Genomic DNA, 17,313 nt, shown 5'->3' on the forward strand with positions numbered 1-17,313 from the left:
GGCGTCGGCCGACCGCTTCAGGCCCGGACGGAAAAGCGGGTGAAAGCGGTCAAGGTCTGAAGCCGGGGTTCGACGTCTCGAAGATAGATCTCGGTCTTGAGGAACGCGATCTCATCCGCCAGCGCGCTCTCCTCGACGTCGACGTACCAAGACCGGGGTCGGCCGTCGCTTCCGTCCGACCAACGGTAGCCGCGACGCTTCAAAGCGTCCTTCAGATCGAATGGCGATTGCTCCGCCCACACCCTCATCGTCTTTTTCCGCGCTTGCTCAAGCAGCGCGCCGAGCGCCGGCGCCCCCGTCGCCGGTAGGTCTAGCGCCAGTATCTCGAGCAGTGCGTGGCAATCGTCGACGGCCCTGTGGGCCTGGTGGAAGAAGCCGGCACCGTGCAGCAGATAGCCGAGACGCGAGCCCTCGAAGCCGTGCTGGCGCCATTGAACCTCGGTCGCAGAACACCCCCAAGCCTTCCGTTCGAAAATCGGCCAGTACCGTTCCGCGAACTTCCGGTCGAATCCGCTATTGTGCGCGATGATGATCACCGCATCGTCGACGAACGCGCTGACGGCCGCATCGTCGATCCTGTGACCGGCCACCAGGTCGTCGGTGATGCCGGTGAGCGCGGTGATCTCGACCGGGATCGATGGCTCGTTGAAGGCGGAGAACGTGTCCCTGACGCCGGCGATCCGGCCGTCCGGCAGATAATCGAACTTGACCATCCCCAACTCGATGATCTCGTCCTTGCTGTAATCGAGACCGGTCGTCTCGGTGTCAAGCAGGACCCCGGTCTTGGTTGTCTGCCCATTGGTCACGGCGAACTCGGTTCGCGGTACCAGGCGCCGCAGAACTCGGTAGTCTGCCGACCGTCCCAGCGTTTCCGCCATCGCCGCCAGATTCGCCGCGTCCTGAATAATCTGGTCTCGGTGGGGTTGGGGCGCTGAGGTCACGGCGGGACACAGTACCGGCAGTGCTGGCCACGAGGTACTCGAAAAATGAGCGATTCACGGCCTTTTCGGGAAAGTTCGTTCGATTTCGGTCGTGCTGCGATTAGACGCCGCTCCGGGGGCGGCGGCCGGGCCAACTTTTTTGCGGGCGGCGCCCGGCGCCTGTCGGAACTGAGGGGCGTCGTTCGTCTTGAATCCGCATCAACGTTTCGGAGTTCCGCGTACATGGCCCCACGCGCCAATTGGAAAGGCTTCCTTCGGCTGTCCCTCGTCACCTGTCCGGTGGCCTTATACCCGGCGACGTCCGACTCAGAGAAGATCAGCTTCAACCAGCTGAACCGGGCGACTGGCCACCGGATCAAGTATCTGAAGGTCGACGCGGACACTGGCGAGGAGGTGGCCAACGAGGACATCGTCAAGGGCTACAAGGTCGACACGGACACTTTCATAGAGGTCACCAAGGAAGAGCTCGAGAATGTCGCCCTGGAATCCACCCGGACGATCGAGATCGACGAGTTCGTCGACCGCAGCGAGATCGATCCGCGGTACCTTATCCGCCCCTACTATCTGCGTCCGGATGGCAAGGTCGGCCACGACGCCTTCGCGGTGATCCGCGAGACCATCCGCGAGATGGACAAGGTCGCGATCGGGCGCGTCGTGCTGACGAACCGCGAGCACATCATCGCGCTGGAGCCCTTGGATAAGGGGCTGATGGGCACGCTGCTGCGCTATCCGTATGAAGTCCGCGACCCGGCCGAGTACTTCGACGAGATCCAGGACGTAAAGGTCACGAAGGATATGCTGGACCTCGCCCGGCATATCGTCGATCAGAAATCCGGCAACTTCGAGCCCGACAAGTTCGAGGACCAGTACGAAACCGCTCTCGTCGATCTCATCAACCAGAAGCGGGCCGGCAAGCCGATCGTGCCGAAGGAACGCCCGCGCGGCGAGAACGTCGTCGATCTGATGGAAGCGCTGCGCCGCAGTGTCGGCGGCGCGAAGTCCACGGAGGCGTCGTCTGCACCGAAGAAGCCCACGAAAAAGGTGAAGAAGGCCTCCGCCGGTCAGAAGGAGATGCTGATGCCTATCGCGGGCAAGAAACAGGCGAAGGAAACGTCGGCGAAGAAGCCCACGGCCAGGCAGCGGAAGTCGGCCTGACGCGAGAACAGGAGAGCCAGATGGATATGAAAGAAGCCTCAGCGATGACGGAGGCATCCGGACTAATCAGCGAGCAAGCCTCCGATGCGCGACCGATCGAGTCCGCTTCGCAGGACTTCGCGATCCGCTGCGCCGAGCGGCTGCGCAAGGTAACCATTGAGGCGCCGCTGCAGTCGCTCTTCGTCGCCTTCCTGCTCGGCATCTGGGTCGCGCGACGAGGCTAGGAGATCCGCGAGCCGGCGCGCGACATGGCCAGAAAGCTCAAGACCTTTCAGACCTCGCTCGGTTTCTACGATCTCGCGATTGCGGCGCCGTCGATGAAGGCGGCGCTGGAGGCATGGGGTGCCGGCAGCAACCTTTTCCACCAGGGCGCCGCCAGGGAGACCGACGATCCCGAGGTGGTTGCCGCGACCATGTCGAAGCCGGGCATGGTTCTCAAGCGGCCGGCGGGATCGAACGGACGCTTCGCCGAACAGGCCGAGTTGCCGGATCTGAAGGACGAAGCGGGCGGGCGGAAGAAGAGCCGTCGTCCTGAGCCCAAGGTGCACGCCACCCCCAAGATCAGCGACAAGGATGCACGCAAGGCCGCTGCGGAGTTCGAGCGCGAGCAGAAGCGGCGGGAGGCCGAGCGTCGTAGGGAAGAGGCGGCGAGGGAGAAGGAGCGGGCCAAGCGCGCGAAGCTGGTCGCGAAAGCGCAGGCGACGCTGGACGCGGCGCAGCGGGAGCACGAAGAACGGTCGGAGACCCTCCACGCCGAACGGGCCGCGATCGAGAAGCGGGTCCAGGCCGAAGACGAGCGGTGGGAGAAGGAAAGGGAAAGGCTGACGGCCGCGCTGCGCCGCGCTCGGGCCTAAAGCATCCGCGTCTGGCGAAGACGCGTCTCGGCGCAAGAGCGAGTTGCTGGTGAAAGAAGCGACCTAGCGTTCGTCTGGCCGGCACTCCGGGCAGGTGTCGCCGATCGAATCAAGGACGTCGCGGACCTCCGCCACGGCTCCTTCCGCGGAGATGCCGGTCGGCGGGTCCTGCCGGGCGAGATCGATGGCGCGATCGCGGGCGTGCGGGTCGGCCCGGTCCTGCGCCCAACCGTGCTCCTCGCATTCTCGGATGGCGCCGGCCTCGTTCAACACCGAGATGGCCCAGCCGCGCAGCGTGCGGATCGCCGGCCGTCGTTCCTTCGTCATCAGCATCGAGATTACTCCTGCCAAGACGAATCCCTCCGACCGCCGGCGCGTTCCTTGGCGGTTAGCACGGGTCAGGGATTCCGAAATGCCGAGGCTCCGGCTAGTCCACGTGTTCCATCGGGCTGTGCAGAACCCTATGTGGCCGACGCCGGGTCTTCCTTCTCACCGGTCGCGACGATTTGCAGCGCGCCGTCCGGAAGCGGTCGCTGCAGCGTCTTGGCCTCGTCCCAAGGGGCGCGCATCCAGATGTCGCGCTCCTCGGCTGTCGTCAGAATAACGGGCATCGCCTTGGGATGCACGCGCTTCACCTCGGCGTTCGGCTCGGTGGTCAGGAACGCGTAGATGTCGGCGGTGACTTCGCCTTCCTTGGCTTTCCTGACGCTGGTCCAGTTGGTCCAGAGGCCGGCGAACGCGAGCAGCGGCCGGGTCTCACTCGGAGCGAACCACACCGGTGTCTTTTTGCCGTCGATGGTGTCGTATTCGCTGAACGACGTGAACGGCACCAGGCAGCGGTTCTCCGGATCAAGCCAACGCTTCCAATGCGCACTGGACACGTTGCGAATGTTGGTGGTTCCGGAATCCGGCTCCATCCGGAGGAGCTCCTTGAAGTCGATGGTCTTGCCCTTGGCCTGCAGCTTTTCCGCCCGCTTCTTCGTCGCGTCCATCAGCGCGCGCTGCGAGCCCGGCATGCCCCATCGCGCCATCGCGATCTCGCGTCCCTCCGCCGCGTTGCGTACGATCGGCGCCGGATAGTCGGGATAGATGCCGGGCATCGACGGGAGGTTGCCGACGCGGCTGTTGAGCGCACCGAACAAGCGCCGGATCGCATCGACGTTCTTCGTCATCGAGTAGAGATTGCACACAGGTCAAGTCTCCGGAGCGGCCTGGCGGGGTAGGGGCGTCAGTTGCAGGAGCGTGGCGGGCGGCCGGCGTCCGGCCTTAGCACATTTGCTGCAGCGAAGCCGGCTCGCTAGGTCGTGGACGGCAGTCGTCGGCGGGTGGCGCAGCGCTGTGAGATCGACCTCTCGCTTCGTCCGGCAGCGCGAGCATTCGATCTGGAGCCAACGGTGGCCTCCGTTCACGGCCTGATCGACCGTCGGCGAAGGATCGATCGGGCCACCGTTGGCCCACATCTTCTCGTTCCATGACTCGCAGAGCAGCGCGTCGGCTTGGCGGATCAGCGCCTCGCCTTTGGCCCGGGCATCCGCCGCCTGTCCGGCGAGCATCGTCGTCATCGCGCGGGCTTTGCCCAACTCTTTCGAGGGCCTTTCGATCTCCTCCGGAGAGGGGCGTGGGGTGGTAGCGAGGAGCCATCCGAGCCTAGCGTGGTGTGCCGCTCGGCGCGCTATTCGAACGACGGCCAGCAACCGTCTTCCTCATGCCGTCCGGTGCGCTGCGTGCAGGTGTTGTTTAGTAGTTTTTGACCAACGTCCTTCCAGACGACGTGGGGGCCGTAGAGGCGGACGGCGTCGGCCTTCTGAATCTCAACGATCCTGGCGCAGCGGCTGCAGGAGACCCGCAGCACGTGGCGGCCGATCTCGGACAGGCTGCATTCCTGGACCAGTCTTTTGGCGCAAGCGGCGTCGGCGCGGGGGTCCTTGAAGAGCGCTTGCCAGTATGCGGAGGGCAAGTCGTCGGCTGGACCGACGGCCGGCGCCGGCGAGGCGTTTTTGCCGACGACAGGGGCGTTGGCCAGCTTCTGGATCTGTTTCATGGTCGGAAAGCGCCAACTAGCAGGCCGATCGGTCATGACCACGATTATAGAACATAACAAGAACAAGTCGAGCCCGCCCGTTCGAAAATGTCGCCTGTGGGAGGGTGGATGAATCGGTCGTCCTGTTCGCCTCGAGGCCGAGTGCCGAGTATGGATCAGGCCGCCGCGAAGCCATCCGCGGGGGTCCGGAGAACGTCGGCTTAGGTGGACTGATGTCCGGGGGATCGGTGGTGCTTCAAGAAAACGCGAATTTTGCAGATCGCCTTGCTGTGGCTCAACGCGTGATAGAGTACTGGGGGACGCTTCGATGACCTTCACGATCGGCATCATCTCGAATACGCACGGCGTGCTTAGGCCGGAGGCTCTTCGCATGCTGGCTCATGTCGATCACATCATTCACGGCGGCGACATCGGCGATCCCGAGATCATTACCGCGCTACGGAGGATTGCCCCCGTCACGGCGATCAGAGGGAACGTGGACACGGGCGCGTGGGCCACTGCCTTTGCCGATACCGAGTTCGTGCAGCTCGCTGGACGTCTGATCTATGTTCTGCATGACCTGAACACCCTGCAGATCGATCCTGTAGCTGAGGGGATCGATGTCATTGTTTCCGGGCACTCCCACGTGCCGAGGATCAATACCGAAAACGGCTTGCTCTACGTGAATCCCGGAAGCGCCGGGCGCCGACGCTTCAATCTGCCGATCACCCTTGCAAACCTCGAAGTCACGCCCGACGGACTGAACCCGATCATCCACGATCTTGAAGTCGGATAGGTCGAGCGCGTCACAGCCAGGTGGAAATTCCAACGTCTCGCGAAGGAGTGCACGCGCATCATGTGCTGCGTCAGATGGGCAGATCGAGCTGAGGTACGGCTTCGTCGTCAACCTGCGTTTGCAGCGAGGACAGGGACACGCCTAGCAGGCGGACTGACTTGGGGAAGGGCATGTCTGCCTGCAGCAGGGCGACCGCCAAGCTCTCCAAGTCGTGCCGGCTCGACACGATCGTCGGGACTGAGCGGCTCCGCGTGATGATCTCAAAATCGAAGAATTTGATCTTGAGCGTCACGGTCCTACCCCGGTTGCCGGTGCTCTCACAGTGGCGCCAAATTTTGTCGATCAGCGGCCGAAGCTCGGCGACCATGGCGTCGAAAGTCGTGAGGTCGGCCGAGAACGTGTTCTCCGCGCCGATGGACTTGCGAATACGATTGGCGCGGACGGGCCGGTCGTCGACCCCGCGCGAAATCCAGTAGTAGTAGGTGCCCGACTTGCCGAAATTGGCGTTCATGAACTCCAGCGTCTGATTGCGAATGTCCATTCCGGTGAAGATGCCGAGGCCGTTCATCTTCGCGCTCGTGGCTGGACCGATGCCGTGAAATTTGCCGACCGGCAACGCTTCGACGAAGCTCGGTCCCATCTCTGGAGAGATCACGTATTGCCCGTTTGGCTTGCGGTGATCGGAGGCCAGCTTAGCCAGGAATTTGTTGTAGCTGATCCCCGCAGAAGCGTTGAGGCCGGTCTCGGCCTTGATCTTTTCGCGGATCCGCAGCGCAACGTCGCGAGCGAGGGGAATGCCTTGCAGGTTCTCGGTCACATCGAGATAGGCTTCGTCCAGCGACAGCGGCTCGATGATGAGGGTGTGCTCGGCGAAAATCTCGCGGATTTGCCGGCTGATGGCCTTGTAGACTTCGAAACGCGGCTTCACAAAGATCAGGTCTGGACACTGCCGTTTCGCAGTAACCGAAGGCATCGCAGACCGCACGCCGAACTTCCGGGCTTCGTAGCTCGCAGCGGCGACGACGCCGCGCTGCTCAGAGCCGCCGACCGCAACGGGTCTGCCGCGCAGGTCCGGATTGTCCCGCTGCTCGACCGACGCATAGAAGGCGTCCATGTCGATGTGGATGATCTTGCGATGCGGCGCCGTCGAAATGCCTCGCTCTGGACCGGGTGAAGCCATGCGACCATTGTACAGGGAGCCAACTGCCAAGTCGCGGCGGCGTACTGGTCCTCAATCCGAAGGCCGGCACTCCGGGCATGTGTCGCCGATGGAGTCCAGCACCCCGGCGATCTCGATGGCAGCCGCCTCCGGAGAAACCCCGGCCGGCGGATCCCGGCGGGCGATATCGAAGGCGCGGTCGCGAGCGTGCGGGTCGGCTCGATCCTGCTTCCAGCCGTGCTCCTCGCATTCATGGATGGCGCCGGCTTCATCGAGCACCGAGATGGCCCAGCCCCGCAGCGTTCGGATAGCGGGCCGTCTAAACATCAACATTGATAGCTCCTTGCCGGTAGGGAATCCGCCGCGTCCGGCCATCGTTCCGGCCGGTTAGCGCAGGGCAGGGATTCGCAACTGAGGCAGCTGCAGATTGTCCACGTGTTGCGCCTTCCCGTGCACCAATCTAGGCGGCCAGCGCGAGGTCTTCCTTCTTGCTGGTCGCCAAGGCCGGAATGGAAACGGCTACAAGACGAGACGACCGCCTCCTTGGTGGCTATCGAGACAGCGGCGCGGAGTAGTTGGAACGGCGCAGATCGCGCTCCACATCCAAAAGCTAGTCGAAGCCGCACCTGCATTTCGGTTGCGCGCCAAAACCGCGCTCATGCGCCGGCGCGCGCTGGTCGCTCGGATTAGAACCTGCTTATAGGCATGCACTGCCTTCGGCAGGTGTCGACATGTCGACCGCGGTGATGATCATCATCATCGGCAGCACCAGCATCAGCACCACGATCGAGATGATCATGATCAGCATGCCGATAATGATGATCTCATCGACGCCGAAACCGCTGCTGCTGGGGATAGCCGCTCCCGACGGGACGCGCGGCCGATCTCGCAGATCAAGGTGCCGATCGACGATTGTCGATGTCGCCGACAGAGAGGTGCAGAAGCCACTATGGGGTGCTTCAGGGCACTTACGGTTGCCAGAAAGGCCGTCGTACGAGGATTCTTGATCGGGTGCTATATTACCACAAATACTGCCAAGTGGGCAGTTGAAAAGCGGGTGATCTGGCCAAGCTGCGATCTCATGGAACCCTAAGGAGGCCTCCAAAACAGGGTCTGTGTTATGGCTTTATTCAATAAACCTAATTATAAATAGCAAAACAGGCATCAAATTAGGTTTGCCATGAAGCGCAGCGATCTCAGTCACGCGATCCGGGAGACCCTGAAGCGGCTTCCTGCGCCCTATGCCTCCCATTATGGGATCATTCCGCCGCCACCTCCAGAGGATGGCGTCCCGATTGCCCAGGCAGCGAAGGCACTCGACGATGCCCGAGGGGCGCTGGGAAAGATTGACACCATCGCAGCGCAGATGAAGGACCCCTATATCGTCAGTCGGATCCTGACCCGTCGAGAGGCGGTGAGTTCGTCGTCGATCGAGGGCACCCAAAGCACGCTCGACGAGATCCTGTCGGTCGAGGAGACGGGCGGCGACGATGCCGAGGACGCCGCGCGCCAAGTGCGCAATTACGCCGTCGCGCTCGACGATTTCATCCCGATGGCGGCGAAAGACGGAGACCGCATCTTCACGATCGAGCTGGTGAAGGATCTGCATCGCGCGGTCATGAAGGACGATCCCGACTACCAGGACGTTCCGGGCGAATTCCGCACGCGCGTCGTGTGGATCGGTGGAGGCGGCAACATCGCATATTCGAGTATGAATCCGCCACCGCCCGACGACGTGCCGGGCTGTCTCGCCCAGACGGTCGACTACCTCCGTAACGAGGGAATGCAGCAGATGACCCAGGGCCTCATCACCCGGATGGCCATCGCCCATACTCATTTCGAGGCGGTCCACCCGTTTCGCGACGGCAACGGTCGCGTCGGTCGCCTGCTTCTTCCGCTGATGATGGCGGCGGAGAAGCACGTGCCTCTCTACCTGTCGCCGTATATCGAGGCGAAGAAGGGCGCCTACTACTCATCGTTGAAGGACGCGCAGCAGCGGCTCGACTGGCAGCCGATCATTGCCTTCATGGCGGACGCCGTGACCGGAACGGTCGATGAGCTCATGAAGACGCGCACGGCACTGACCGAGCTTTCCGATCGGTGGAGCGATCGTCGCAAGTTCAGAAAGGGGTCGGCCGCCGCGCGTGCGCTCGAAGAACTGCCCCACTATCCGGTCGTTACCGCCAAAAGGCTCGGCGAACTCCTCGGAATAAGTCCTCCTCAGGCGCACCAGGCTATCGCGCAGTTGGAGGAGGCGGGTATCCTCGCGGAGCGCACAGGCTACTCACGCAACCGCATCTACGCTGCAAGCGAGGCGCTGAACATCATCAACCGCCCGTTCGGCGAAGAGCCCATCTTGCCCGCCGAAGGGGCGCCGGACGCGACCGCGGAATGAGTTCCCTGCTGGGTTGGCGCGCACGCAGCCTATCGCGTTGCCAACCTGGTATCTTGGGCGAAAGAGAAAGGCATCGACCTCTCCTAGATCACGCCACCGCTTTGCCAAGACTTAATTGTCGAGCCAAAACTTAATTGTCTAGCCAAGACTTAATTGTCGCCAGACACCTGACGCCCGGCAAGCGAACACCCGCTCAGACCTGGCGTTCGACCAGCTTGAACTTCAGCTCGGCAATCGCCTCGGAGGGGTTGAGGCCCTTCGGGCATGCCTTGGCGCAGTTCATGATCGTGTGACACCGATAGAGGCGGAACGGATCCTCGAGATTGTCGAGCCGCTCGCCGGTCGCCTCGTCGCGCGAGTCGGTGACCCAGCGCGTCGCCTGCAACAGCGCGGCGGGGCCGAGGAAGCGGTCGCTGTTCCACCAGTAGCTCGGGCAGGAGGTCGAGCAGCAGGCGCAGAGGATGCATTCATAGAGGCCGTCGAGCTTCTCGCGGTCCTCGTGACTCTGCCTCCATTCCTTCTGCGGCGTCGGCGTGGTGGTCTTCAGCCACGGCTCGATCGAGGCGTATTGGGCGTAGAAGTTGGTGAGGTCGGGGACGAGGTCCTTCACGACCGGCTGGTGCGGCAGCGGATTGATCTTCACCGCGCCGCCCGAGGCCACGTCGTGCATCGACTTGGTGCAGGCAAGCGTGTTCTGGCCGTCGATGTTCATCGCGCAGGAGCCGCACACCCCCTCGCGGCAGGAGCGGCGGAACGTCAGCGTCGGATCGATGTGGTTCTTGATCCAGATCAGTCCATCGAGCACCATCGGGCCGCAATCATGAACATCGACATAGTAGGTATCGACGCTCGGGTTCTTGCCGTCGTCTGGATTCCAGCGATACACCCTGAATTCGCGGGTTTCCGTCGCGCCTGCCGGCTTCGGCCAGGTCTTGCCGCCGCTGATCCTGGAATTCTTCGGAAGTGCGAATTCAACCATGCCTGCCTAGCTTTCGTTCTCAGTAGACCCGCGCCTTCGGCGGGATGTACTGCACGTCATTGGTCATCGTGTAGCTGTGCACCGGACGGTAGTCGATCGCGGTCTTTCCACTCGGATCGATCCATGCCAGCGTGTGCTTCATCCAGTTCTTGTCGTCGCGCGCGGCGAAATCCTCGCGGGCATGCGCGCCGCGGCTTTCGGTGCGGTTTGCGGCCGAATCCATCGTCACGACCGCCTGCACGATCAGATTGTCGAATTCGAGCGTCTCGATGAGATCGGAGTTCCACACCAGCGAGCGATCCGAGACAGAGACGTCGGTGACGCCGCCATACACCTTGTGGATCAGGTTCTGCCCTTCCTGCAGCAGGTCGCCGGTGCGGAATACCGCGCAATTGTTTTGCATCACATGCTGCATGCTGTCGCGAAGCTTCGCGGTCGGCGTGCCGCCGGATGCATGGCGGAAGTGATCTAGCCGTTCGAGCGCGCGGTCGGCCGAATCCTTCGGCAGTTCCGGCTGCTTGGCGTTCGCGGTCAGCTTCTCGGCGCAGCGCAGCGCCGCCGCGCGGCCGAACACCACGAGATCGATCAGCGAGTTGGAGCCGAGACGGTTGGCGCCGTGCACGGACACGCAGGCCGCTTCGCCGATTGCCATCAGGCCCGGCACCACCGAATTGTCGTCGCCGTTGCGCTTGGTCAATACCTCCGCGTGGTAGTTCGTGGCGATGCCGCCCATGTTGTAGTGCACGGTCGGCAGGATCGGGATCGGCTCGCGGGTGACGTCGACATTGGCGAAGATCTTCGCCGATTCGGAAATGCCGGGCAGCCGCTCGTGCAGCACCTTCGGATCGAGGTGATCGAGGTGCAGGAAGATGTGATCCTTCTTCTTGCCGACGCCGCGGCCTTCGCGGATCTCGATCGTCATCGCGCGCGAAACGACGTCGCGTGAAGCGAGGTCCTTGGCCGAGGGCGCGTAGCGCTCCATGAAGCGCTCGCCCTCGGAATTGACGAGATAACCGCCTTCGCCGCGCGCGCCTTCGGTGACGAGGCAGCCCGACCCGTATATGCCGGTCGGATGGAACTGCACGAACTCCATGTCCTGGAGCGGCAGGCCGGCGCGCAGCACCATGCCGCCACCGTCACCGGTGCAGGTGTGCGCCGAAGTGCAGGAGGCATAGGCGCGGCCATAGCCGCCGGTCGCCAGAATCGTGGTCTGCGCGCGGAAACGATGCAGCGTTCCGTCATCGAGCCTGAGCGCGACCACGCCACGGCAGACACCCTGATCGTCCATGATCAGGTCGATGGCGAAGAACTCGATGAAGAATTCCGCGGCATGGCGCAGCGACTGGCCGTACATCGTGTGCAGCATGGCATGGCCGGTGCGATCGGCGGCGGCGCAGGTGCGCTGCGCCTGGCTCTTGCCGTAGTCGATCGTCATGCCGCCGAACGGGCGCTGATAGATCTTGCCGTCCTCGGTGCGCGAGAACGGCACGCCCCAATGCTCGAGCTCGTAGACCGCATCGGGCGCATTGCGCACCATGTATTCGATCGCGTCCTGATCGCCGAGCCAGTCCGACCCTTTCACGGTGTCGTACATATGCCAGCGCCAGTCGTCCGGATGCATGTTGCCGAGCGAGGCCGAGATGCCGCCCTGCGCCGCGACGGTGTGCGAGCGGGTCGGAAACACCTTGGTGATGCAGGCGGTGCGCAGGCCGGCCTCCGAGCAGCCGACCACCGCGCGCAGGCCCGCGCCGCCGGCGCCGACCACGACGACATCAAAGGTGTGGTCCTGGATTGGGTATGCCTTGCCGTTCGTGGACGGGCCACCGCCGTTTGTGGCCTTGCCGTTACCTTCACCGGCCATGGGTCATACTCCCGACGACAATTTAAGGATTGCGTAGATCGAGGCCGTCGCCACCGCAAAACAGAAGAAATTGTTGGCCATGATGCTGGCGAGTTTCAGCTTCTCATGATGCACATAGTCTTCAATCACGACCTGCATGCCGATCTTCATGTGCCAGGTGCTGGCGACGATGAAAAGCAGGAGAATGATGGCGATCGGCAGTGAGCCGAGGATCTGCGCCGCACCGGCCTGGTTGCGGCCGAGCAGCATGATCACGACGACGATCACAGGCACGATCAGCAGCACCATGGCAGCCGCGGTGAGGCGCTGGCGCCAGAAGTCGGACGTGCCGCTATGCGAGGCGCCGAGACTGCGGACGCGCGCCAGCGGCGTGCGCATCGACGAAGGACCGCTCATCGTCCACCCCCGACCGCGTAGGCGATGATCCAGACCAGCACGGTCAGCGAGATGCCCGCAACCAGCGCACCCCAACTCAACGCTTCGCGCTCGTTGGCCTTGAAGCCGTAGCCGAGGTCCCAGACGAGATGCCTGATCCCGCTGAACAGATGATGCATGAGGGACCATGTGTAGCCGAACACGATCAGCTTGCCGATGAAGCTGCCGGTGAAGGCCTGGACGTTGGCGTAGGCGGTGGGGCCGGATGCGGCCGCGATCAACCACCAGGCGAGCAGAAGCGTACCAAAATAGAGGGCTATCCCTGTGGCGCGGTGGACGATCGACAGCGCCATCGTCAAGGTCCAGCGATAGGTTTGTATATGGGGCGAAAGCGGTCGTTCGATCCTGGCGGTCATTCGGCGGCTTTATGTTGTGTGGGACCGCGGCTGGGCCCATTGGGAACGCGGTAGATTGATTCTATTTACGTAGTCGAATCACTCCGCGCAACGGCCAAATCACGGTCAACCGAACTTGAATTCATTGCTACAACGCTGTGAAGCGCAATCGATCAATAGGTTGGTATACCACAGAGACGCGAGAGGCGCGATGTGCCGAAGAAATGAATAATAAATATTTGCTTTAGGAATCGGTGTCTGATCCGGACGATTGCGCACCGAACGGATTGATGACGCGCCACCGCTCGACGAGATAATCGACAAAAGCCCTGATCTTTGGCGATGCCAGCCGGGAGGGCTGGAAGATCAGATTGAGCGGTGTCGGTGATGGCTCGTAATCCGCGAGGAGACATCGCAGACGTCCAGTGGCGAGATCTCCCTCAACCTGCCATGACGGCACGCGGACGATGCCCGCGCCTTCCTTCGCCGCTCCCACCAGCGCATCGAGGCTATTCATCCAGAGCCGACCGGTTATGCGGATTTTGCGGCCCGCCTTCGTGTCGTCGGCGAAGCGCCATTCGGCGCGGCCGGGCGTGTCCGAGAATACCAAGCAGTCGTGCGCGGCGAGATCATGCGGCGTATCTGGCACGCCGCGACGTGCCAGATAGTCGGGCGATGCACAGACGATCATGCGCAGATCGGCGAGCCTGCGTGCGACCAATTGCGAATCGCGTAAGCGGCCAACGCGAAGCGCCAGATGGATGTCTTCCTCGACCATGTCGACGGGCCGGTCGACCAGCAGCAGTTCGACTGAAAGCGCCGGATAGCGGCGCAGAAATTCGGCGAGCAATGGTGCGATCACGAGCCGTCCCATCAGGCTTGGTGAACTGACCCGGATCCGTCCCGATGGCTGGTGTCGGTCGCGCGACAGTGCTGCTTCGACTTCCTTGACCTCGCCGAGGATCAATTTTGCACGCTCATAGAGCAGCCGGCCGTCGTCGGTCAGCGCAAGCTGACGCGTGGTGCGCAACAGCAGGCGCGTTCCGAAGTGCTCCTCCAGCGCCGAGATCTGGCGGCTGACCGAGGTCAGCGAACTCGAGAGCGATCGTGCCGCCGCCGACAGGCTGCCGGTATCCACCGCCCGGACAAAGGTCGCCATCGCCGCAAGCTGGTCCAAGTTTCATCCTTCCGCGTTTCGCAAGAGAGCCTGCCGAGCAGGCTGGATACTCCCGGATTTCAGGAAGGGCTAGGTTAGCGGCCGTTGGGCTTGCTTTGCGGTGGTTGCAGGCCGTAAACGCTGACACGCAAGGACATGATGGCCGGCCTCGACCCCAAAGAACTTCTTGAACTCGCGCTATTGCTGATCGCGGTCGGCGGCCTGTCCGGATTTCTCGCCGGACTGTTCGGCATTGGCGGCGGTGCGATCCTGGTGCCGGTGTTTTACGAATGCTTCCGTCTCGCCGGCGTGCCGCTCGAGGTGCGGATGCCGCTCTGCATCGGGACCTCGCTCGCCATCATCATCCCGACCTCGTTGAGCTCGTTCCGCGCTCACTATCTGAGGGGCGCAGTCGACATGACCATCCTCAGGCGGTGGTGGCTACCGATCCTGATTGGTGTCGTGGCCGGCAGCGTCACCGCGCGTTTCGCGCCGGAACGGCTGTTCAAGATCGTGTTCGTGATGGTGGCGTGGTCGGCCGCGGCGCGGCTGCTGCTGGCGCGGGACACCTGGAAGCTCGGCGACGACGTGCCGAAAGGCTTCCTGATGCGGATCTACGGCTTCTTCGTCGGCCTCCTGTCGACACTGATGGGGATCGGCGGCGGCCTGTTTGCAAACCTCCTGATGACGTTCTACGGCCGGCCGATCCACCAGGCGGTCGCAACCTCGTCGGCGCTTGCGGTGCTGATCTCGATCCCCGGCGCGCTCGGATATGTCTATGCCGGCTGGCCCGCCGCCGCGCGCTTCCCCGAAGTCGCCGCTCTCCAATTGCCGTTTGCGCTCGGCTACGTCTCGTTGATCGGCGCGCTCCTGGTGATGCCGACGACGCTGGTCACGGCGCCGCTCGGGGTGAGGGTAGCACACGCGCTCTCAAAACGGGCCCTGGAGATGGCGTTCGGCGCCTACCTCTTCATCGTCGGCGGCCGGTTCGTCATAAGTCTGCTTGGCGGACATTAACGGACCCGGAGCCGGGAGACCGACGTGAGAGCCTCGAACCTAGTGCATGGCCTGGATCTTCAATCTGACCTCGCTGTGGCGCCACTTGCGGAGGTCGCCTTGACCTTCGAGTCGGTCGGCTTCAACCAAGGCTTGAATGCGTGCGGCGAAGATTTCGTCAGGATTCTTCAGGCCGAGCTCTTCGCCCCGCTCGATCGCCCCTGAGATGATGAGAGCCATCTTGCGCCATCCAGGCAACATGACCGACAAGATGATCTCATCGATCTGAGCCTCCGATACCGACGGCGGAAGCTGAACCTGATCCCACCGGAGCGAGCTGCTGATTTCCGGAAACTCCTCGAAGGGGACAAGATCGGGAAACCGGTCAAAGATCGTTCGGAGCAGTTTGGAGTTGAGCTTGATGATCATCGCCTTGAGAGAGGCGGCGTCCTTGTCCTGATCCGCAAGCAAATCCAGTGCCGCTCGCGCTTCGTCAAGTTCGACGGCTGCCTCGAGCAGATACTCGAGAATTTCTTCCGATTGGTCTTGGTCCACACATTCCCCCGGACGGCTACGCGCTTGCTACCCCTTCGTGTAAGTATCCCTATACGTATCCCGCAAGATGTTCTTCTGAACCTTGCCCATGGCGTTGCGCGGCAGTTCATCGACAACGAAGACACGCTTGGGCATCTTGAATTTCGCGAGCCGCCCGTCGAGCGCCTTCAGCACCGAAGCCTCGCTGACCTCAGCGCCCTTGTTGCAGACCAGCACGGCAGTGACGCCCTCGCCGAAATCGGCATGCGGCACACCGATCACGGCGGATTCGATCACGCCCGGCATGGCGTCGATCTCGCTTTCGATCTCTTTCGGGTAGACGTTGAAGCCGCCCGAGATCACAAGGTCCTTGCCGCGGCCGAGGATGTGGACGTAGCCCTTGCTGTCGATCTTGCCGAGATCGCCGGTGACGAAGAAGCCGTCACCGCGGAATTCGGCTTTTGTCTTTTCAGGCATCCGCCAATAGCCCTTGAACACGTTGGGGCCCTTCACCTCGATCATGCCGATCGTCTCGGGCGCAAGCTGCTTGCCGGTTTCAGGGTCGGTGACGCGCACTGAGACGCCGGGCAGGGGAAAGCCGACCGCGCCGGGCACCCGTTCGCCGTCGTATGGATTGGAGGTGTTCATGTTGGTTTCGGTCATGCCGTAGCGCTCGAGCACGGCGTGGCCGGTACGCGCCGACCATTCGCGATGGGTGTCGGCGAGTAGCGGCGCCGAGCCCGATATGAACAGTCGCATATGCTTCGTCGCTTCCTTGTTCAGCCCGGGATTCTGCAAGAGGCGCGTGTAGAAGGTCGGCACGCCCATCATCACGGTTGCCCGCGCCATCAGCTTCAGGATCAGATCCGGATCGAATTTCGGCAGGAAGATCATCGAGGCGCGCGCGAACAGCGTGACGTTGCTCGCCACGAACAGGCCATGGGTATGGTAGATCGGCAGCGCGTGGATCAGCACGTCCCTGTCGGTGAAGCGCCAGTATCCGACGAGCGAGAGCGAGTTCGACGCGAGATTGTCATGGGAGAGCATCGCGCCCTTGGAGCGGCCGGTGGTGCCTGATGTGTAGAGGATCGCGGCGAGGTCGTCATTGCCGCGCGGAACCGTCGCGAACTCCTTGCTCGCCTTGCCGGCTGCTTCCGTCAAAGAGCCCCTGCCGCTGGCGTCGAGTGTTGCGACCTTTGCGTTCACCTTGGCGGCGATCGCCTTGATGCCTTCCAGCTTTGAGGGATCGCAGACCACCAGCGACGGCTCTGCGTCGGTGATGAAGTAGTCGAGCTCATTGAGCGTGTAGGCGGTGTTGAGCGGCAGATAGACGGCGCCCGCGCGCACGGTCGCAAGATAGAGCACCAGGCCCTCGACCGATTTCTCCGTCTGCGCCGCGACGCGGTCGCCCGGCTTGACGCCGCGCTCGACCAGCACATTCGCTATCTGTCCGGCACGCGCGATCAGGTCGCCATAGGTAATGCGGCTGCCGTCGGGCTGCTCGATCGCAAGCCGCGAAGGGTCGTCGAGGGCGTCGAACAGGCGGGAAAACAGGTTGGCGTTGGCAGTCGTGTTCATGCAACATCCCCTAAGGGGCGGAAAAGCCGGGAAACACTAGTGCCGCCGATTTGAAGTTCCTAGACCGGGCGCCGCGAGTCCTAGTAGGAACTTCAAATCGATAAGCGGCACTAGAATGA

Annotated in this window: 19 protein-coding genes and 1 pseudogene; 6 read left to right on the forward strand and 14 right to left on the reverse strand. The window is 62.7% G+C overall.

Translation table 11 applies throughout. The annotated features are described in order from the left end of the window. Window positions 1–17 precede the first annotated feature (17 nt). Entirely contained in the window at window positions 18–905 is an 888-nt protein-coding gene (locus tag JQ553_RS19265) for a 3'-5' exonuclease (protein WP_409363084.1), read from the reverse strand. Window positions 906–1,163: 258 nt separating this feature from the next. Between JQ553_RS19265 and JQ553_RS19270 the strand changes: the two genes are divergently transcribed. The 3 genes from JQ553_RS19270 to JQ553_RS19280 are packed head-to-tail and all read left to right on the forward strand — an operon-like array spanning window position 1,164 to window position 2,950. Continuing rightward, a complete protein-coding gene (locus JQ553_RS19270; RefSeq protein WP_212501587.1) occupies window positions 1,164–2,096 on the forward strand; it encodes a Ku protein in 933 nt (310 codons plus the stop codon). 20 nt (window positions 2,097–2,116) lie between these two features. After that, window positions 2,117–2,320 (forward strand): hypothetical protein, encoded by a 204-nt coding sequence (locus JQ553_RS19275; RefSeq protein WP_039146918.1) that lies wholly within the window; start codon window positions 2,117–2,119, stop codon window positions 2,318–2,320. A gap of 24 nt (window positions 2,321–2,344) precedes the next feature. Then, window positions 2,345–2,950 (forward strand): cell envelope biogenesis protein TolA, encoded by a 606-nt coding sequence (locus JQ553_RS19280; protein WP_212501588.1) that lies wholly within the window; start codon window positions 2,345–2,347, stop codon window positions 2,948–2,950. Window positions 2,951–3,013: 63 nt separating this feature from the next. On the opposite strand, the gene JQ553_RS19285 is transcribed toward JQ553_RS19280, so the two are convergent. The 4 genes and pseudogenes from JQ553_RS19285 to JQ553_RS19300 all read right to left on the reverse strand — a co-directional run bounded on the left by JQ553_RS19285 (window position 3,014) and on the right by JQ553_RS19300 (window position 4,991). Next, complete coding sequence (locus JQ553_RS19285; RefSeq protein WP_212501589.1) at window positions 3,014–3,283, reverse strand: hypothetical protein; 270 nt, start codon at window positions 3,281–3,283, stop codon at window positions 3,014–3,016. A gap of 128 nt (window positions 3,284–3,411) precedes the next feature. Further along, the gene (locus tag JQ553_RS19290; protein ID WP_212501590.1) at window positions 3,412–4,140 is read right to left on the reverse strand and encodes an SOS response-associated peptidase; all 729 of its coding nucleotides are present in this window, start codon (window positions 4,138–4,140) and stop codon (window positions 3,412–3,414) included. A 3-nt stretch (window positions 4,141–4,143) separates the two neighbouring features. Beyond that, a pseudogene (locus tag JQ553_RS19295) lies at window positions 4,144–4,591 on the reverse strand (hypothetical protein). A 31-nt stretch (window positions 4,592–4,622) separates the two neighbouring features. After that, entirely contained in the window at window positions 4,623–4,991 is a 369-nt protein-coding gene (locus tag JQ553_RS19300; protein WP_312015169.1) for a hypothetical protein, read from the reverse strand. Window positions 4,992–5,298: 307 nt separating this feature from the next. On the opposite strand from JQ553_RS19300, the gene JQ553_RS19305 reads away from it, so the two are divergent. Further along, complete coding sequence (locus JQ553_RS19305; protein ID WP_212501592.1) at window positions 5,299–5,766, forward strand: metallophosphoesterase family protein; 468 nt, start codon at window positions 5,299–5,301, stop codon at window positions 5,764–5,766. A gap of 70 nt (window positions 5,767–5,836) precedes the next feature. On the opposite strand, the gene dinB is transcribed toward JQ553_RS19305, so the two are convergent. Together dinB and JQ553_RS19315 are read right to left on the reverse strand one after the other, a co-directional pair. Further along, window positions 5,837–6,946, reverse strand: a complete 1,110-nt coding sequence (gene dinB, locus JQ553_RS19310; RefSeq protein WP_212501593.1) for a DNA polymerase IV — start codon at window positions 6,944–6,946, stop codon at window positions 5,837–5,839. 51 nt (window positions 6,947–6,997) lie between these two features. Beyond that, entirely contained in the window at window positions 6,998–7,258 is a 261-nt protein-coding gene (locus JQ553_RS19315) for a hypothetical protein (protein ID WP_212501594.1), read from the reverse strand. An 847-nt stretch (window positions 7,259–8,105) separates the two neighbouring features. On the opposite strand from JQ553_RS19315, the gene JQ553_RS19320 reads away from it, so the two are divergent. Continuing rightward, window positions 8,106–9,320: a Fic family protein gene (locus tag JQ553_RS19320; RefSeq protein ID WP_212501595.1), complete on the forward strand. Its 1,215-nt coding sequence runs from the start codon at window positions 8,106–8,108 to the stop codon at window positions 9,318–9,320. Between the two features lie 193 nt (window positions 9,321–9,513). Here JQ553_RS19320 and JQ553_RS19325 read toward each other — a convergent pair whose 3' ends face one another. The 5 genes from JQ553_RS19325 to JQ553_RS19345 all read right to left on the reverse strand — a co-directional run bounded on the left by JQ553_RS19325 (window position 9,514) and on the right by JQ553_RS19345 (window position 14,107). Beyond that, entirely contained in the window at window positions 9,514–10,299 is a 786-nt protein-coding gene (locus JQ553_RS19325; protein WP_212501596.1) for a succinate dehydrogenase iron-sulfur subunit, read from the reverse strand. Window positions 10,300–10,318: 19 nt separating this feature from the next. Beyond that, window positions 10,319–12,160, reverse strand: coding sequence for a succinate dehydrogenase flavoprotein subunit (gene sdhA / locus JQ553_RS19330; RefSeq protein ID WP_212501597.1), 1,842 nt, complete (start codon window positions 12,158–12,160; stop codon window positions 10,319–10,321). 3 nt (window positions 12,161–12,163) lie between these two features. After that, the gene (sdhD, locus tag JQ553_RS19335; protein WP_212501964.1) at window positions 12,164–12,538 is read right to left on the reverse strand and encodes a succinate dehydrogenase, hydrophobic membrane anchor protein; all 375 of its coding nucleotides are present in this window, start codon (window positions 12,536–12,538) and stop codon (window positions 12,164–12,166) included. A gap of 14 nt (window positions 12,539–12,552) precedes the next feature. Further along, a complete protein-coding gene (gene sdhC, locus JQ553_RS19340) occupies window positions 12,553–12,951 on the reverse strand; it encodes a succinate dehydrogenase, cytochrome b556 subunit (protein WP_212501598.1) in 399 nt (132 codons plus the stop codon). 223 nt (window positions 12,952–13,174) lie between these two features. Beyond that, a complete protein-coding gene (locus JQ553_RS19345) occupies window positions 13,175–14,107 on the reverse strand; it encodes a LysR substrate-binding domain-containing protein (protein WP_212501599.1) in 933 nt (310 codons plus the stop codon). A 135-nt stretch (window positions 14,108–14,242) separates the two neighbouring features. Between JQ553_RS19345 and JQ553_RS19350 the strand changes: the two genes are divergently transcribed. Beyond that, entirely contained in the window at window positions 14,243–15,103 is an 861-nt protein-coding gene (locus JQ553_RS19350) for a sulfite exporter TauE/SafE family protein (RefSeq protein ID WP_212501600.1), read from the forward strand. Window positions 15,104–15,142: 39 nt separating this feature from the next. On the opposite strand, the gene JQ553_RS19355 is transcribed toward JQ553_RS19350, so the two are convergent. Then, window positions 15,143–15,553 carry a DUF3658 domain-containing protein gene (locus JQ553_RS19355; RefSeq protein WP_212501601.1) on the reverse strand — a complete coding sequence of 137 codons (411 nt, stop codon included), beginning with the start codon at window positions 15,551–15,553 and terminating at the stop codon, window positions 15,143–15,145. 111 nt (window positions 15,554–15,664) lie between these two features. After that, a complete protein-coding gene (locus JQ553_RS19360; RefSeq protein ID WP_212501602.1) occupies window positions 15,665–17,194 on the reverse strand; it encodes a malonyl-CoA synthase in 1,530 nt (509 codons plus the stop codon). Window positions 17,195–17,313 lie beyond the last annotated feature (119 nt).

The organism is Bradyrhizobium lablabi (genome assembly GCF_018131005.1).
Lineage (GTDB): Bacteria > Pseudomonadota > Alphaproteobacteria > Rhizobiales > Xanthobacteraceae > Bradyrhizobium > Bradyrhizobium lablabi_D.

Excerpts from the sequence above, each read along its gene's own strand:
- JQ553_RS19270 (WP_212501587.1), top strand. The coding sequence starts at position 1,164 with ATGGCCCCACGCGCCAATTGGAAAGGCTTCCTTCGGCTGTCCCTCGTC.
- JQ553_RS19275 (WP_039146918.1), top strand. The coding sequence starts at position 2,117 with ATGGATATGAAAGAAGCCTCAGCGATGACGGAGGCATCCGGACTAATC.
- JQ553_RS19280 (WP_212501588.1), top strand. The coding sequence starts at position 2,345 with ATGGCCAGAAAGCTCAAGACCTTTCAGACCTCGCTCGGTTTCTACGAT.
- JQ553_RS19285 (WP_212501589.1), bottom strand. The coding sequence starts at position 3,283 with ATGCTGATGACGAAGGAACGACGGCCGGCGATCCGCACGCTGCGCGGC.
- JQ553_RS19300 (WP_312015169.1), bottom strand. The coding sequence starts at position 4,991 with ATGAAACAGATCCAGAAGCTGGCCAACGCCCCTGTCGTCGGCAAAAAC.
- JQ553_RS19305 (WP_212501592.1), top strand. The coding sequence starts at position 5,299 with ATGACCTTCACGATCGGCATCATCTCGAATACGCACGGCGTGCTTAGG.
- dinB (WP_212501593.1), bottom strand. The coding sequence starts at position 6,946 with ATGGCTTCACCCGGTCCAGAGCGAGGCATTTCGACGGCGCCGCATCGC.
- JQ553_RS19315 (WP_212501594.1), bottom strand. The coding sequence starts at position 7,258 with ATGTTGATGTTTAGACGGCCCGCTATCCGAACGCTGCGGGGCTGGGCC.
- JQ553_RS19320 (WP_212501595.1), top strand. The coding sequence starts at position 8,106 with ATGAAGCGCAGCGATCTCAGTCACGCGATCCGGGAGACCCTGAAGCGG.
- JQ553_RS19325 (WP_212501596.1), bottom strand. The coding sequence starts at position 10,299 with ATGGTTGAATTCGCACTTCCGAAGAATTCCAGGATCAGCGGCGGCAAG.
- sdhA (WP_212501597.1), bottom strand. The coding sequence starts at position 12,160 with ATGGCCGGTGAAGGTAACGGCAAGGCCACAAACGGCGGTGGCCCGTCC.
- sdhD (WP_212501964.1), bottom strand. The coding sequence starts at position 12,538 with ATGCGCACGCCGCTGGCGCGCGTCCGCAGTCTCGGCGCCTCGCATAGC.
- sdhC (WP_212501598.1), bottom strand. The coding sequence starts at position 12,951 with ATGACCGCCAGGATCGAACGACCGCTTTCGCCCCATATACAAACCTAT.
- JQ553_RS19350 (WP_212501600.1), top strand. The coding sequence starts at position 14,243 with ATGATGGCCGGCCTCGACCCCAAAGAACTTCTTGAACTCGCGCTATTG.
- JQ553_RS19360 (WP_212501602.1), bottom strand. The coding sequence starts at position 17,194 with ATGAACACGACTGCCAACGCCAACCTGTTTTCCCGCCTGTTCGACGCC.